Below are 14,045 nucleotides of genomic sequence, written 5' to 3' on the forward strand. Positions count from 1 at the left end.
GCTACGGCGGCCCGCCGGGCCGTGCCACCGACTGCGCGCGGAACTCGCGCGGCGTCAGCCCCATGTGCTGCCGGAAGCGCCGGCTGAAATAGACCGCGTCGGCGAAGCCGCATTGCCGCGCGATGTCGGCGATGCGGCCGTCCGAGCCCAGCAGCAGCTCGCGCGCGCGTTCCAGCCGCCGCTCGGTCACGAGTTCGGTGAAGGTGCGCTGGGTCTGCTTCTTCAGCAGGTGCGCGAGGTAGTTCGGCGACAGCATCGCGGCCGCGGCCGCGTCGTTGAGCGACATCTCCTCGCCCAGGTGCTCGCGCACGTAGTGCAGCACGCGCTGCAGCGCATCGCGCCGCGAGCTGTGGCCGCGGTGGCGCGCCGCCTGCTCGTGCAGCGCCGCCTCGTGCCTTCGGCAGGCCAGCGCGACCAGCTGCAGCAGGATGCCGCGGATCGCACCGCCGGCCGCGAAGCGCCGCTCGCGGTTGAGCGCCGACAGCTCCTCGAGCCAGCCGAGGATGCGCGCGAAGTCCTCGGCCTCGAAATGGAAGTCCACGTACTCCTGGAACAGGAAGGGCGCGAGTTCGGGATGGCGCGCGATCGGCACCTCCTCGAGATCGAGCGGCTCGACCGCCAGCTCGGGCCAGAGGAAGGACTGGTCGAAGTTGACGATGGCATAGCGCGCGCCCGGCGGATGCGGCACCACGTGCAGCCGGTACGGCAGCACGAAGCTCAGGCAACCCGCGCCGAAGGGCCGCGCGGCCCCGCCGATCAATTGCTGCGACTCGCCCTCGATGCCGACCTGGATCTGGAAGTACTCGTGGCGGTGCGGGCGCGCGAGCACGTCGCGCGCGCCCTCGAAGCGGATGTCGAAATCGAGGTGGTCGGCGCGCTCCTGCATGCCGTAGAGGCGATGGCTCGAGGTCGAAGCGGGCATCGCGCGATGGTACGCCCGGGCCCCGGGTGTTGCCTGCGTCCTGCTTTTGCGTAGATGCGTGCGCAAGCGCGGGCACCCGGGCTCCCAGAATCGTCCGGCTACTACCGAAGGAGACCGACATGAGCAATTCCTCCCGCCGCGGCCTGCTGGCCGGCGCCGCCATGGCCACCGGCGCCATCGCCGGCTGCGCGCTGCCCGCGGGCGCCGCGCGCAACGCGAAGACGCCGTTCGACGTGCCCGCCGCGACCATCCCGATCGCCGGCAGCGACCAGGTGTTCCCGGTGCGCCGCATCTACTGCATCGGCCGCAACTACGCCGCGCATGCGCGCGAGATGGGCTCCGACCCGACGCGCGAACCGCCCTTCTTCTTCCAGAAGCCGGCCGACGCGGTGCAGGTGGTGCTGCCCGGCACCGTGGCCGACCACCCCTATCCCACGCTGACGAAGAACTACCACTACGAGGCCGAGCTCGTGGTGGCGCTCGGCAAGGGCGGGCGCGACGTGTCGATCGACGATGCGCTGGGCCTGGTCTACGGCTACTCGCTGGGCCTGGACATGACGCGGCGCGACCTGCAGCGCGGCATGGGCGATCAGAAGAAGCCCTGGGAGATCGGCAAGAGCTTCGACCATTCGGCACCCGTGGGCCCGATCCATCCGGTGGCGCAGGTCGGCCACTTCAGCGACGGCGCGATCTGGCTCAAGGTCAACGGCGAGACGAAGCAGAGCGCCACGCTCAAGCACATGATCTGGTCGGTGGCCGAGCAGATCAGCCGGCTGTCGCAGGCCTTCGAGCTGCAGCCCGGCGACATCATCTACGCGGGCACGCCCGAGAACGTGGGCCCGGTGGTGCGCGGCGACCTGATCGAGATCCACATCGACGGGCTGCCGAACCTGTCGGTCAAGGTGGTCTGAGGCCATGAGGAACACGACACGCATCCTCTGCACGGCCCTGCTGGCCGGCCTCGCGCTCGGCGCCCAGGCCGCGGGCATGAAGGTCACGTCGAGCGCCTTCGCCGACGGCGCGACCATGCCGAAGATCCATGCGGGCGACGCGCCGGGCTGCGGCGGCCAGGGCGTGTCGCCGCCCGTGGCCTGGAGCGACCTGCCCGCGGGCACGCGCTCGGTCGCGGTGCTGATGAGCGATCCCGATGGCGGCAAGGGCCTCGGCGTCTCGCACTGGGTGGCCTACAACATCCCGGCCGCCAAGGGGCAACTGCGACAGGGCGAGGGCCAGGCGGCGAACGCCGAGTTCAGCGTCGGCAAGAACGTGGCCGGCGCCACCGCCTACCGCGGCATGTGTCCGCCGGCCGGCGACCTGCCGCACCACTATGTGCTGACGGTGATCGCCACCGAGGCCGAGCCGGGCTCGCTGCCCGAGGGCCTCACGCGCGAGGAACTGCTGGCGGCGCTCAAGGGCCGCACGCTGATGGGACAGAGCGTGGTGGGCCTCTACGGGCAGTGAGCGACGGGGCGCGGCTCAGCTGCTCTGCCGCACCACCAGTTCGAAGCCCAGGTCCACGGTGCGCCGCGCGTCCGCCACGGGCTCGTCGCGCATCAGCGCGAGCAGCATGCCGGCCGCGCGTTCGCCGATCTCGCGGCGCGGCGTGCGCACGGTGGTCAGCGGCGGCAGCATCTGGTCGCTGCCGCCGAGGTCGTTGAAGCCCGCGATCGCCAAGCGCTCGGGCACCGGCACGCCGGTGCGCAGCGCGGCCAGCAGCCCGCCCTGGGCGAGGTCGTCGTTGCAATAGAAGATCGCGTCGAGGTCGGGATGGCGCGCGAGCAGTTCCTCGAACTGGCGCCCGCCGAGCGCGAGCGAGGTGGGCCCGGGCGTCAGCAACTCGAGCGCCGGATCGTGGCAGCCGGCCGCGCGCAGCGCCTCGCGGTAGCCGGCCAGGCGCTGCAGCACGCGCGGATCGAGCTGGCCCGCGGCATAGGCGATGCGGCGGCGGCCGCGCGCGAGCAGGTGCTCGACGATGGCGCGGCCCGCGTCCTGCTGCGAGAAGCCCACGCTGTGGATGCCGGGCGCTTCCGAGGTCTCCATCAGGTGCACGCAGGGCGCGTCGCTGGCCTCGAGCAATCGCGTGGCGCCCGCGCTGCGGTCGAAGCCGGTCAGCAAGAGGCCCGCTGGCCGCTGCGAGAGGTAGCTGCGCAGCAGCGCCTCCTCCTGCGCGGGGTCGTAGTGGGTCACGCCGATCAGCGACTGGAAGCCGTGCGGCGCCAGCGTGTCCTGCACCGCCTCGAGCAGCTCCACGAACAGCTGGTTGGTCAGCGAAGGAATCAGCACCGCCACGTGCGAGCTGCGCGCCGAGGCCAGCGCGCGCGCCGCCACGTTGGGCACGTAGCCGAGCTCGTCGACCGCGGCCTGCACCCGCGCCTTCAGCTCGGGCGCCACGTTGCGCGCGCCGCGCAGCGCGCGCGAGACGGTGATCGGGCTCACGCCCGAGACGCGCGCCACGTCGTCGAGGGTCACGCGGCTGGAAGAACGGGAGCGCGGGCGCTCGGGGACATCGGCCATGGCGAAATCTAGGGTTACTACCGATCCGGGATTGGACAGCGCTGTCCTAGGATAGCGCTGTCCCGGCCCTTGCCGCCTCGGAAAAACCCGAGGATGCTTCAGAGGCTGGTTTTTTTGGGTTGTGCAGGATAGCGCTATCCCGACCCGCCGGCCGCCTTTGCAGCGCCCGGCTTCAGGAGACAGACATGTTCGGAATGAGCAAAGAGGTGTTCCTGCTCGTCGACGCCCTGGTGGCGATCCTCGGGCTCATCCTTCTGATCACGCGCTGGCGCGTGCACCCCTTCATCGCGCTGACCCTGGCAGCGGGCTTCCTCGGCCTGACCTCGGGCATGCCGGTGGACCTGGTGATGAAGTCCTTCCAGGACGGCTTCGGCGGCGTGCTGGGCTTCGTGGGCATCGTGCTCGGCCTGGGCACCATGCTCGGCAAGATGATGGCCGAGTCGGGCGGCGCCGACCGCATCGCGCGCACGCTGATCGACGCCTTCGGCAAGGAGCGCGTGCACTGGGCGATGATGTTCGCGGCCTTCCTGGTCGGCATCCCGCTGTTCTTCGAGATCGGCTTCGTGCTGCTGATCCCGCTGGTGTTCATCGTGGCGCGGCGCACCGGCGTGTCGCTGATCCGCATCGGCATTCCGCTCCTGGCGGGCCTGTCGGTGGTGCACGGCCTGGTGCCGCCGCATCCGGGGCCGCTGCTGGCCATCGGCGTGTTCGGCGCCGACATCGGCAAGACCATCTTCTACGGCCTGATCGTCGGCCTGCCCACCGCGATGATCGCGGGCCCGATCTTCGGCAAGTTCATCTCGAAATACGTGCCCGGCGAGGCCTCGCCCGAGCTGCTCGAGCAACTGGCGCGCGAGCCCGAGGCGCGCGAGCTGCCGGGCTTCGGCGTCACGCTGCTGACGGTGCTGCTGCCCGTGGGGCTGATGCTTTTGAAGACCTTCGCCGACGTGGCGCTCGACGAGAAGAACATCGTGCGCCAGTGGATGGACTTCATCGGCCATCCGATCACCGCGCTGCTGGCGGCGCTGCTGCTGTCGCTCTACACCTTCGGCTATGCGCGCGGCTTCACGAGCAAGCAGATCATGAAGTTCGTCGACGACAGCCTGGCGCCCACGGCGGCCATCGTGCTGATCATCGGCGCGGGCGGCGGCTTCAAGCAGATGCTGGTGGCCAGCGGCGTGGGCAACGCGATCGGCCACATGGCGCTGAACGCGCAGGTCTCGCCGATCCTGCTGGCCTGGCTGGTCGCGGGCCTGATCCGCATCGCCACCGGCTCGGCCACGGTCGCCACCATCACGGGCGCGGGCATCGTCGCGCCGCTGGCCACCATGGTGCCGGGCGTGAACCGCGAGCTGCTGGTGCTGGCCACGGGCGCGGGTTCGCTGATCCTGTCGCACGTCAACGACGCGGGCTTCTGGCTGGTCAAGCAGTACTTCAACATGACGGTGGCCGAGACCTTCAAGACCTGGACCGTGATGGAAACGCTGATCTCGGTCGTCGGCATCGTCTTCATCATGCTGCTGAGCATGGTGGTCTGAGGAGGAAGCACCCATGGGCCGCACCGTCATCGGCGTCGACATCGGAACCACCAGCACCAAGGCCGTGGCCTTCACGCCCGCGGGGCGCGTGCTGGCCCACCACGCGGTCGGCTACCCGCTGCTGCAGCCCGAGGCCGGCGCCGCCGAGCAGGATCCCGAGCAGATCTTCCAGGCCGTGCTCGCAGCCATCGCGGGCTGCGTGCAGGAGAGCAAGGCCGCGCCCGCCGACGTGCTCGCCGTGTCCTTCAGCGCGGCCATGCACAGCCTGATCCTGGTCGACGGCGCGGGCGCGCCGCTCACGCCCAGCATCACCTGGGCCGACCAGCGCGCCGCGCCCTGGGCCGAGCGCATCCGCGACGAATGGGACGGGCTCGCGATCTACCGCCGCACCGGCACGCCGATCCACCCGATGTCGCCGCTGGCCAAGCTGGTGTGGCTGCGCCACGAGCGCGCCGAGCTGTTCGCGCGCGCCGAGCGCTTCGTCGGCATCAAGGAGTACGTGTTCTTCCGGCTGTTCGGCCAGTGGCAGGTCGACCATTCGATCGCCTCGGCCACGGGCCTGTTCAACATCGAGCGGCTGGCCTGGGACGAGGGCGCGCTCGCGCTGGCCGGCGTGCGCGCCGAGCAGCTCTCGCGCCCGGTGCCCACCACCTGGCACATCGAGGGCCTGGCGGCCGACGTGGCGGCGAAGCTCGGCCTGGCCGAGCACACGCCCTTCGTGATCGGCGCCAACGACGGCGTGCTGTCGAACCTCGGTGTCAACGCGGTCTCGCCCGGCGAGGTGGCCGTGACCATCGGCACCAGCGGCGCGATGCGCACCGTGGTCGACCATCCGATGACCGACCCCGAGGGCCGCACCTTCTGCTATGCGCTGGCCGAGCGGCGCTGGGTGGTGGGCGGTCCGGTGAACAACGGCGGCATCATCCTGCGCTGGGTGCGCGACGAGTTCGCCGCGGCCGAGGCCGAGACCGCCAAGCGCCTGGGCATCGACACCTACGAGGTGCTCACGCGCATCGCCGAGCGCGTGTCGGCCGGCAGCGAGGGACTGGTGTTCCATCCCTTCCTCACCGGCGAGCGCGCGCCCTACTGGAACGCCAACCTGCGCGGCTCCTTCTTCGGCCTGGGCATCCACCACCGCAAGGAGCACATGATCCGCGCCGTGCTCGAGGGCGTGATCTTCAACCTGCACAGCATCCTGCCGGCGGTCGAGGCGATCGCGGGCCGCAGCGCCCACATCAAGGCCACGGGCGGCTTCGCGCGCTCGGGCATGTGGCGCCAGATGATGGCCGACGTGTTCGACCGCGAGGTGGTCGTGCCCGAGAGCTTCGAGAGCTCCTGCCTCGGCGCCGCGGTGCTCGGGCTCTATGCACTGGGCCATGTCGATTCGCTCGACGTGGTGGCGGGCATGGTCGGCGCCACGCACCGCCATACGCCCAACGCGCGCAACGCCGCGCTCTACCGGCAGCTGCTGCCGGTGTACCTCTCGCTGCCGCGCAAGCTCGGCGAGGAGTACCGGCTGCTGGCCGCGTTCCAGCAGCAGACGGCCGCGCCGCCGCCGCCGCGCCGCAGCTGAGGCGCCATTCCCATTCGTCCGTTGGAGATTCGGTCTTGCTGAACACGATCCCCCCGGCCTCCGCCTCCCGGCCCCACACGCCCAGCGCGCCGCGCCCCAAGCTGCCGCTGCCCGCGGTGGCACCGCGCCCGCGCGGCGGCGCGCGCGCCCGCGCGCTCGATGCGCGGCGCAACGCGGCCGCCGCCACGCCCGAGCCGGCCGACACGCGCGTCACCCTCCACTGCGAAAGCTCGCCCACCTCGTCGGCGCGCGGCCAGGAAACGAACTGCCTGCACGAGCACGAGCTGCACCTGATCGGCGCCGCGCCCGCGCGCCTGCGCGTGGGCCAGGGCATCGACGAGGAAACCCATCGCTTCGCGCCCGGCAGCCTGGTGCTGCTGGGGCCGCGGCTGCCGCACAGCCTCGCCTTCGAGCACCATCCGCTGCACGGCGGCGGCAATGCCGGCGGCCTGGTGCTGCGCTTCGGCGACGAGCCGCTGCGCCGCGGCATGGAGCTCTTTCCCGAACTGCGCGACGCCGCGCCGCTGCTGGCGCGCGCGCGGCAGGGCGTGCATTTCGTGGGCCTGGGCGAAGGCATCGTCTCGCGGCTGCGGCGCATCGAGATGCTGCAGGGCCTGGCGCGCTTCGCCGAGTTCACGGTGCTGCTCAACGAGCTCTCGCAATGGTCGGAGTACCGGCTGCTGGCCGACGCCGCCTTCACCGACGATTCGCTCGGCGAGCATGGCGCCGCGCTGCGCATCCACAAGGCGCTCGACCACATCCGCGACAACTATGCCGAGGGGCTGTCGCTGGCCGAGGTGGGCGCCATCGTCGGCATGCGCGAGAACGCCTTCTCGCGCAGTTTCCGCCGCGCCACCGGCCAGACCTTCACCGACTTCGTGATCGGCCTGCGCGTGGCGCGCGCCTGCCGCCTGCTGGCCTCCACGCGCCAGCACGTGAGCAGCATCTGCTACGAGGTGGGCTTCAACAACATCTCGAACTTCAACCGGCACTTCCGGCGCATCAAGGGCATGACGCCGGGCGAGTTCCGCGCCGCGGCGCGCGGCTGAGGAAGATTCGTCGCTCACGGCCTACAGACAGGGCCCGCCGATCGGATCAAGGTCGGGCCATGACACATCCGATCGAACTCATCGTGGACGAGCCGGCACCCGGATCCTTTGTCTGGCGCCTGCTGGAGACCGACGACGGCGGGGGCCATCCCCGCGTGCTGCGCAGCGCCTTCGACCCTGCCGACAGCTACGAAGTGGCGCTCGCCAGCGGCGAACGCGCGCTGCACAGCGAGATACGCCAGCGCACGGCCACCGCGGCCTGAGCGCGCTGCGTCTTCTCTCTTCCTGGATCGGCGGACGCGCGCGGCCCGCGGCGCATGGCTGCGCCGCGCCGGCTCGCGATCGCACCCCCGCCCGCTGTCGGCATCGGATGACATGGCCGTGCGCCGTGTGACCGCGCGACAGCCCCGGCTCGCACCGTACGGTGGTCCCCAGATATCGGCACTTCGCCGGTCGATCCCCCCGCTTTTTTTATTTCCCCTGAAGGAGACCCCATGACCGCCACCACCACCGACCAAAGCAAGCTCTGGGACCTGATCAAGGACACGCGCTTCGGCATGCTCACGCACCGCCATGGCGACGGCCAGTTGCACAGCCATCCGCTGACTACGCAGAACAAGGACGGCGACGAGGCCGGCACGCTGTATTTCTTCGTGCCGAAGAACGGCGACATCGCGCGCCACGTCGCGAGCGATCCGGTCGTGAACATCGCCTATGCCAACACCGACAGCGACAGCTACGTGTCGGTGTCGGGCCGCGCCGAACTGCGCGAGGACGCGGCCAAGAAGCGCGCCCTCTTCAGCAAGATGGTCGAGGCCTGGTTCCCGAAGGGCGTGGACGATCCCAACCTCGGCCTGCTGGCCGTGAACGTGGTCGAGGCCGAGTACTGGGACGTGGACGACAGCAAGATGGTCCAGCTCTACAAGATGGCCAAGGCCGCCCTCACCGGCGAACCGCCGAAGAACCTCGGCGAGCACAAGAAGGTCGCGGTCTGAGGGCAGCCGGAACGATGACGGAGGCAACGACCGCACAAGCCGCCGGCACGCCCGGCGCCACGGCCCCCGCGCCAGCGCCGCATCGCTGGCAGTTCATGCGCGCCGGCGGCGTCGACCAGGTGGTGTTCCGCAACGGCGAGGACATCGCGCGCATCGCCGAGCTCGACCAGAAGCTCTGGGTCGCGCTGGCCTGCCCCACGCGCGGCATCGACTTCGATCCGCGCACGCTGGACCTGATCGACACCGACCATGACGGCCGCGTGCGCCCGCCCGAGGTGATCGCGGCCTGCCAGTGGGCCTGCGAGCGGCTGCGCAGCGCCGACGTGCTGCTCTCGGGCGGCGGCACGCTGTCGCTCGACGACCTCGATGACGCGAAGGCGCCCGGCGCCGAGCTCGCGAAGGAGGGCCGGCGCATCCTCGACCTGCTCGGCAAGGAAGGCACCAACACCCTCACGCTGGCCGACATCTCCGACCGCGGCGAATGGCTGGCCTCGATGCGCTTCAACGGCGACGGCGTGGTGACGCCCGAGACCGCCGAGGACGAGGCGCTGCGCGCGACCATCGCCGAGGCGATGCGCAGCCACGGCAGCACGCCCGATCGCCACAAGCAGACCGCCGGCATCGACCGCGCGCGTGCCGAGGCCTTCATGGCCGACGCGGCCGCGATGCGCGACTGGTACGCCAAGGGCAGCGATGCCGCGCTGCTGGCGCTGGGCGACCGCACCCTGGCAGCGGCCGAGGCCATGCGCAAGGTGGCGGCCAAGGTCGACGACTTCTTCGCGCGCTGCCGCGTGGCGGCCTACGACGTGCAGGCCGTGACGGCGCTCAATCCCTCGCCCGAGGCCTACGACGCGCTCGCGGGCCACACGCTCGATGCCAACGCACACCCGATCGCCGAGCTGCCGCTGGCGCCGATCACGCCGCACCGCTCGCTGCCGCTGCGCGGCACCAGCCTCAATCCGGCCTGGGCCGAGGCCATCGCGGCCTTCGCGCGCGATGCGGTCGCGCCGCTGCTGGGCGAGCGCGACAGCCTCGAGGACGAGCAATGGCAGGCGCTGCGCCAGCAGCTCGGCGCCTGCGAGGGCTGGATCGCGTCGCGGCCGGCCAATGCGCTCGCGGCCCTGCCGCGCGAGCGCATCGAGGCGCTGCTCGCCACGCGCGAGGCGCTGCTCGCGCTGATCGCCGAGGACGAGGCGGCCGAGACCCACAACGAGCTGCTGGTCGACCTCGAGAAGCTGCTGCGGCTGCAGCGCGACCTCAAGCTGCTGCTCGACAACTTCGTCTCGTTCAAGGCCTTCTACCGGCGCGAGGGCGCGATCTTCCAGGCCGGCACGCTCTACCTCGACGGGCGCAGCTGCGAGCTCACGGTGCAGGTGCAGGACACGGCCAAGCACGCGGTGCTCGCGGGCCTCGCGAAGACCTGCCTGGCCTACTGCGACTGCACGCGCCAGGGGCAGAAGATGAGCATCGTCGCGGCCTTCACCGCGGGCGACGTGGACTTCCTGTTCGTCGGCCGCAACGGCGTGTTCTACGACCGCCAGGGCCGCGACTGGGACGCCACCATCATCAAGCTGATCGAGAACCCGACCAGCGTGGCGCAGGCCTTCTTCGCGCCCTACAAGAAGTTCGTCCGCATGATCGAGGAACAGGTGGCCAAGCGCGCGGCCGCGAGCGAGGCCGGTTCGCAGACCGCGCTGCAGTCGCTGGCCGGCAAGGTCGCGACCGCCGACCAGGCCGCGGGCGCCGATCCCGCGAAGGCGCCGGCCAAGCCGCCGCTGCCCGCCACCAGCCGCGTCGACGTCGGCACGGTGGCCGCGATCGGCGTGGCGCTCGGCAGCATCAGCGCGGTGCTGGTCGGCATCTTCGGCAAGTTCATCGACCTGGGGCAGTGGATCCCGGTGGCGCTGGTCGGCATCGTGATCGCGATCTCGGGCCCGAGCATGCTGATCGCCTGGCTCAAGCTGCGCCAGCGCAGCCTGGGCCCGATCCTCGACGCCAGCGGCTGGGCCATCAATGGCCGCATGAAGGTCAACGTGCGGCTGGGCGGCATGCTGTCGCAGACCGCGCACGTGCCGCCGGGCGCACGGCGGATCGCGCCCGATCCCTACCGCGAGCGGCACGGGCTCACGGGCGCGGTGGCCGCCGCCTGCATCGTCGGCGCGGTGGCGGTGCTGGCCTGGCGCATGGACTGGCTCGACGAGCGTCTGCCGCCCCAGCTGCAGCACGATCCGGCCGCGGCGAGCGCGCCGGGCGCCTGAGCCGCGCCGAGAGTCGAGCCAATAATCGGGCCATGACCAGGCCCGATGCCGCCCCGCCCTGCTGGCACTACGCGCCGGCGCCGCACGGCGGCGTCGAGCTTGCCCGCTGGCGGGGCACGCAGGTGCCGCTGCTGCAGGCGCACTTCCATCGCGAGACGCAGCTGAGCTTCGTGCTGCGCGGCAGCCGCGTCGTCGAGGCCGGCGGCCAGCGCTTCGAGCTGCGCGCGGGCGACTGCCTCGCGATCCCGGCGGGCGTGGCGCACCGCGGCCTCGCGCATGCGCACGAGGGCACGGTCTGCCTCAACGTCTACATGCCGGCCGAAAACGCGAGCGCGGGCACGGCCGGCGTGCTCGAGTGGCACGGGCCGGTGTCGGGGATCGCGCGCCGGCTCGGGCTGAGCCGCGAGGCCTTCACGCGCCGCTTCGCCGCGCAGACCGGGCTGCCGCCGCATGCCTGGCGGCTGGTCGACCGGCTCAACGTCGCGCGCGAGCGGCTGCGCGGCGATGCCGATCTGGCGGATCTCGCGCTCGAGCTGGGCTTCACCGACCAGAGCCACCTGGGCCGCCACTTCCGCCGCGTGTTCGGAGTGTCGCCGGGCCGCTACCGGCGCGGCATGCGGCCCCGCGCACAAACGTCCTAGATCGGCGCCGCGCGCGTTCCTAGCATCCCGTCTTTTCGCACGGGAGGTGGGCAATGGAACCGAGGGTCATGGCGCTGCTGTTCGCGGCCGGCGCGGTGGGCGGCGCGGTCAACGCGATCGCGGGCGGCGCCACGCTGATCACCTTTCCGGCCATGCTCGCGGCCGGCCTGCCGCCGGTGGTGGCCAATGCATCGAACGCGGTCGCGATCTCGCCGGGCCATCTGCTCGCCGCGGTGGCCGACCGCGAGAGGCTGCCAGCGGCCGACCGCCGGCTCGCGCTCTCGCTGGCGGCCGCCACGCTGGGCGGCATCGCGGGCGCGCTGCTGCTGCTCGCGCTGCCCGCGGCCGCGTTCCTGCAGCCGGTGCCGCTGCTGATCGGCCTCGCGACCGCGCTGTTCGCGTTCGCGCCGCGGATCCAGGCCCGGGCCGCGCGGCGGCGCGAAGGTGCGGCGCCGAACGCGCTCGCGGGCACGGCCGCGCTGGCCGCCGTCTCGGTCTATGGCGGCTTCTTCGGCGCGGGACTCGGCGTGATGCTCAGCGCGCTGCTGGCGATCGAGGATCCCGACGACATCCGGCGCGTGAAGGTGATGAAGAACCTGCTGGCCACCGCCGTGAGCCTGGCGGCCATCGTCATCTTCGTGGTGCAGGGCGCGGTGCACTGGGGCGCCACGCTCGCGATGCTGGCCGGCGCGCTGCCGGGCGGCTGGGCCGGCGGTCACTTGGTGCGGGTGCTGCCAGCGCGGGCGGTGCGGCGCGCGGTGATCGCGGCCGGCCTCTTCATGAGCGCCTACTACGCGGCGCGCATCTGGTTCTGAAGCCCGCGCTTCAGTCGATCAGCTGCGCCTTCATCGCGTAATAGGTGAGATCGCTGTTGGTGTTGAGATGCAGCTTCTCGAGCAGCCGCGTGCGGTAGGTGCTCACGGTCTTGACCGACAGCGACAGCGCGTCGCCGATGCTGCCCACCGACTCGCCCTTGGCCAGCTTGAGGAACACCTGGAACTCGCGCTCCGACAGGTGCTTGTGCGGCGGTGCGTCGTCCTTGCGGTCGAGCTGGTTGGCGAGGATCTCGGCCACCGAGGGCGTGATGTAGCGCCGGCCCAGCGCCACGGTGCGGATCGCGTTGGCGATCTCCTCGGGCTCGCAGTCCTTGTTGAGGTAGCCCGAGGCGCCCTGGCGGATCAGGTTCACCGCGTAGTGCTCCTCGGGGTAGGCGCTGAGCACGAGGATGCCGAGGTCGGGGGCCTTCGCGCGGATCATGCCCAGCGCGTCGATGCCGCTCTGGCCGGGCATCGACAGGTCCATCAGCAGCACGTCGAGTTCGGTGGTGCGCACGAGGTCGATCGCCTCGCGGCCCGACGAGGCCTCGCCGGCGACGCGGAATTCGACGAAGCCCGAGAACAGCGCCTTGAGGCCCTCGCGAACCACGGCATGGTCATCCACTATTCCGATCTTGATCATGATGCGTTTCTCCTGGTCCATTCACATAAGGCGCCCGGAATTCGGGCAGGGCGCAACGATGCCATAGCGAAGGCCGGTCCGGCAGGCCCCGCACCCAACACGGGCCCTTGTCCTGCACGGGAATGGAACGGCGTCTTGCGCGATCGACGGACTGCGCCGACACGGCACCGCCCGCGGCTGCGAAAAGGGTGGGAAAGGCGGGATTCCTTGGCTTTCGACACGGCCTCTCGCCTGTGCCCGGCCTTCGGACGCGCGGCGCATTCCCCGCGCGGGCACGCGGTGCCGTCCGACAGACGCATCTACTTACGCTGGTTAGCTTGGGATGCAATCCCTTCATCCACCACACACATTCATTCGGCACAGCCCTGCCGCCTGTCGCATCGACGTCCCGCGCCGAAGCCCCGGGCTCACGGTACTTCCGTCATCCCGACATGAACCCCAACGCCAGCACGCCCTCCGCACCTTCGGCACCCTCCGCGAACGCACCGAGCTTCGTCGACCGCCCTTCCTCCTTGTCCTCCGATACACCCCCGTCCGCCGACCCGAACCGATTGCGCATCCTCGTGGTCGAGGACGACGCGGACGCGATGGCCACCTCGCTCGAGGCCCTGCGCGCACTCGGCCACTGGGCCACCGGCGTGCGCAGCGCGGAGTCGGCGATCACGCGCTACATGCGCGGCGCCTTCGACCTGCTGATGCTCGACGTGGGCCTGCCGGGCCTCTCGGGCAAGGACCTCGCGGCCAAGCTGATGGCGATCGAGCGCATCCCGGTGATCTTCGCCTCGGGCGAACCCGAGCCCGCGCAGCCGCCGGCCGGCAGCGTGTGGCTGCGCAAGCCCTATGCGCTCGAGGACCTCGACCGCGCGCTGGCGCGTGCCTGCTCGGGCCCGGTGCGCGACGCGGCCTGATCGGTCGAGCGGGCCCGCGCGGCGCGCTTCCTCTTTCCTCCTTCCCGCTCGCCGTCGCGCGAGCGCGGCCTCTGCTTCGCGGCGCCCGCGCGCCGCACCGGCGTTCCATTTTTTCGAACGGCTTCTTCTCCGACAAATCGAAGCGGTGAACGCTTCGACGCAAGCCCGCGCGCATCGGGGGAAATGCAT

General features: G+C 71.2%; 14 protein-coding genes. 11 read left to right on the forward strand and 3 right to left on the reverse strand.

Features of this window, described 5'->3' with window-relative positions; genetic code table 11:
* Position 1: 1 nt before the first annotated feature.
* Entirely contained in the window at positions 2–922 is a 921-nt protein-coding gene (locus ACODT0_RS25045; RefSeq protein ID WP_489042568.1) for a helix-turn-helix transcriptional regulator, read from the reverse strand.
* A 119-nt stretch (positions 923–1,041) separates the two neighbouring features.
* Here ACODT0_RS25045 and ACODT0_RS25050 point away from each other — a divergent pair, with 119 nt between their 5' ends.
* Together ACODT0_RS25050 and ACODT0_RS25055 are read left to right on the forward strand one after the other, a co-directional pair.
* Complete coding sequence (locus ACODT0_RS25050; protein WP_057593206.1) at positions 1,042–1,833, forward strand: fumarylacetoacetate hydrolase family protein; 792 nt, start codon at positions 1,042–1,044, stop codon at positions 1,831–1,833.
* Between the two features lie 4 nt (positions 1,834–1,837).
* Positions 1,838–2,383 carry a YbhB/YbcL family Raf kinase inhibitor-like protein gene (locus ACODT0_RS25055; protein WP_489042569.1) on the forward strand — a complete coding sequence of 182 codons (546 nt, stop codon included), beginning with the start codon at positions 1,838–1,840 and terminating at the stop codon, positions 2,381–2,383.
* Between the two features lie 15 nt (positions 2,384–2,398).
* On the opposite strand, the gene gntR is transcribed toward ACODT0_RS25055, so the two are convergent.
* Positions 2,399–3,436: an HTH-type transcriptional regulator GntR gene (gene gntR / locus ACODT0_RS25060; protein ID WP_489042570.1), complete on the reverse strand. Its 1,038-nt coding sequence runs from the start codon at positions 3,434–3,436 to the stop codon at positions 2,399–2,401.
* Between the two features lie 185 nt (positions 3,437–3,621).
* Here gntR and ACODT0_RS25065 point away from each other — a divergent pair, with 185 nt between their 5' ends.
* The 8 genes from ACODT0_RS25065 to ACODT0_RS25100 all read left to right on the forward strand — a co-directional run bounded on the left by ACODT0_RS25065 (position 3,622) and on the right by ACODT0_RS25100 (position 12,305).
* Positions 3,622–4,974, forward strand: a complete 1,353-nt coding sequence (locus ACODT0_RS25065) for a GntP family permease (protein ID WP_057593209.1) — start codon at positions 3,622–3,624, stop codon at positions 4,972–4,974.
* Between the two features lie 13 nt (positions 4,975–4,987).
* The gene (gene gntK / locus ACODT0_RS25070) at positions 4,988–6,547 is read left to right on the forward strand and encodes a gluconokinase (protein ID WP_489042571.1); all 1,560 of its coding nucleotides are present in this window, start codon (positions 4,988–4,990) and stop codon (positions 6,545–6,547) included.
* Positions 6,548–6,582: 35 nt separating this feature from the next.
* Positions 6,583–7,596, forward strand: coding sequence for an AraC family transcriptional regulator (locus tag ACODT0_RS25075; protein WP_412179479.1), 1,014 nt, complete (start codon positions 6,583–6,585; stop codon positions 7,594–7,596).
* A gap of 59 nt (positions 7,597–7,655) precedes the next feature.
* Entirely contained in the window at positions 7,656–7,859 is a 204-nt protein-coding gene (locus tag ACODT0_RS25080; RefSeq protein ID WP_057593211.1) for a hypothetical protein, read from the forward strand.
* 231 nt (positions 7,860–8,090) lie between these two features.
* A complete protein-coding gene (locus tag ACODT0_RS25085; RefSeq protein WP_057593212.1) occupies positions 8,091–8,591 on the forward strand; it encodes a pyridoxamine 5'-phosphate oxidase family protein in 501 nt (166 codons plus the stop codon).
* 14 nt (positions 8,592–8,605) lie between these two features.
* Positions 8,606–10,849 (forward strand): hypothetical protein, encoded by a 2,244-nt coding sequence (locus ACODT0_RS25090; RefSeq protein WP_489042572.1) that lies wholly within the window; start codon positions 8,606–8,608, stop codon positions 10,847–10,849.
* A 32-nt stretch (positions 10,850–10,881) separates the two neighbouring features.
* The gene (locus tag ACODT0_RS25095; RefSeq protein ID WP_261216395.1) at positions 10,882–11,490 is read left to right on the forward strand and encodes an AraC family transcriptional regulator; all 609 of its coding nucleotides are present in this window, start codon (positions 10,882–10,884) and stop codon (positions 11,488–11,490) included.
* A gap of 53 nt (positions 11,491–11,543) precedes the next feature.
* On the forward strand, positions 11,544–12,305 hold the full coding sequence (locus ACODT0_RS25100; RefSeq protein WP_057593215.1) for a sulfite exporter TauE/SafE family protein: 762 nt from the start codon (positions 11,544–11,546) through the stop codon (positions 12,303–12,305).
* Positions 12,306–12,315: 10 nt separating this feature from the next.
* Here the strand turns inward: ACODT0_RS25100 and ACODT0_RS25105 are convergent, their stop codons facing one another.
* Positions 12,316–12,948 (reverse strand): response regulator, encoded by a 633-nt coding sequence (locus ACODT0_RS25105; protein WP_057593235.1) that lies wholly within the window; start codon positions 12,946–12,948, stop codon positions 12,316–12,318.
* A gap of 431 nt (positions 12,949–13,379) precedes the next feature.
* Between ACODT0_RS25105 and ACODT0_RS25110 the strand changes: the two genes are divergently transcribed.
* Positions 13,380–13,856: a response regulator gene (locus ACODT0_RS25110; RefSeq protein ID WP_172705410.1), complete on the forward strand. Its 477-nt coding sequence runs from the start codon at positions 13,380–13,382 to the stop codon at positions 13,854–13,856.
* Positions 13,857–14,045: the final 189 nt, after the last annotated feature.

This window comes from Variovorax sp. FG153 (assembly GCF_057809595.1).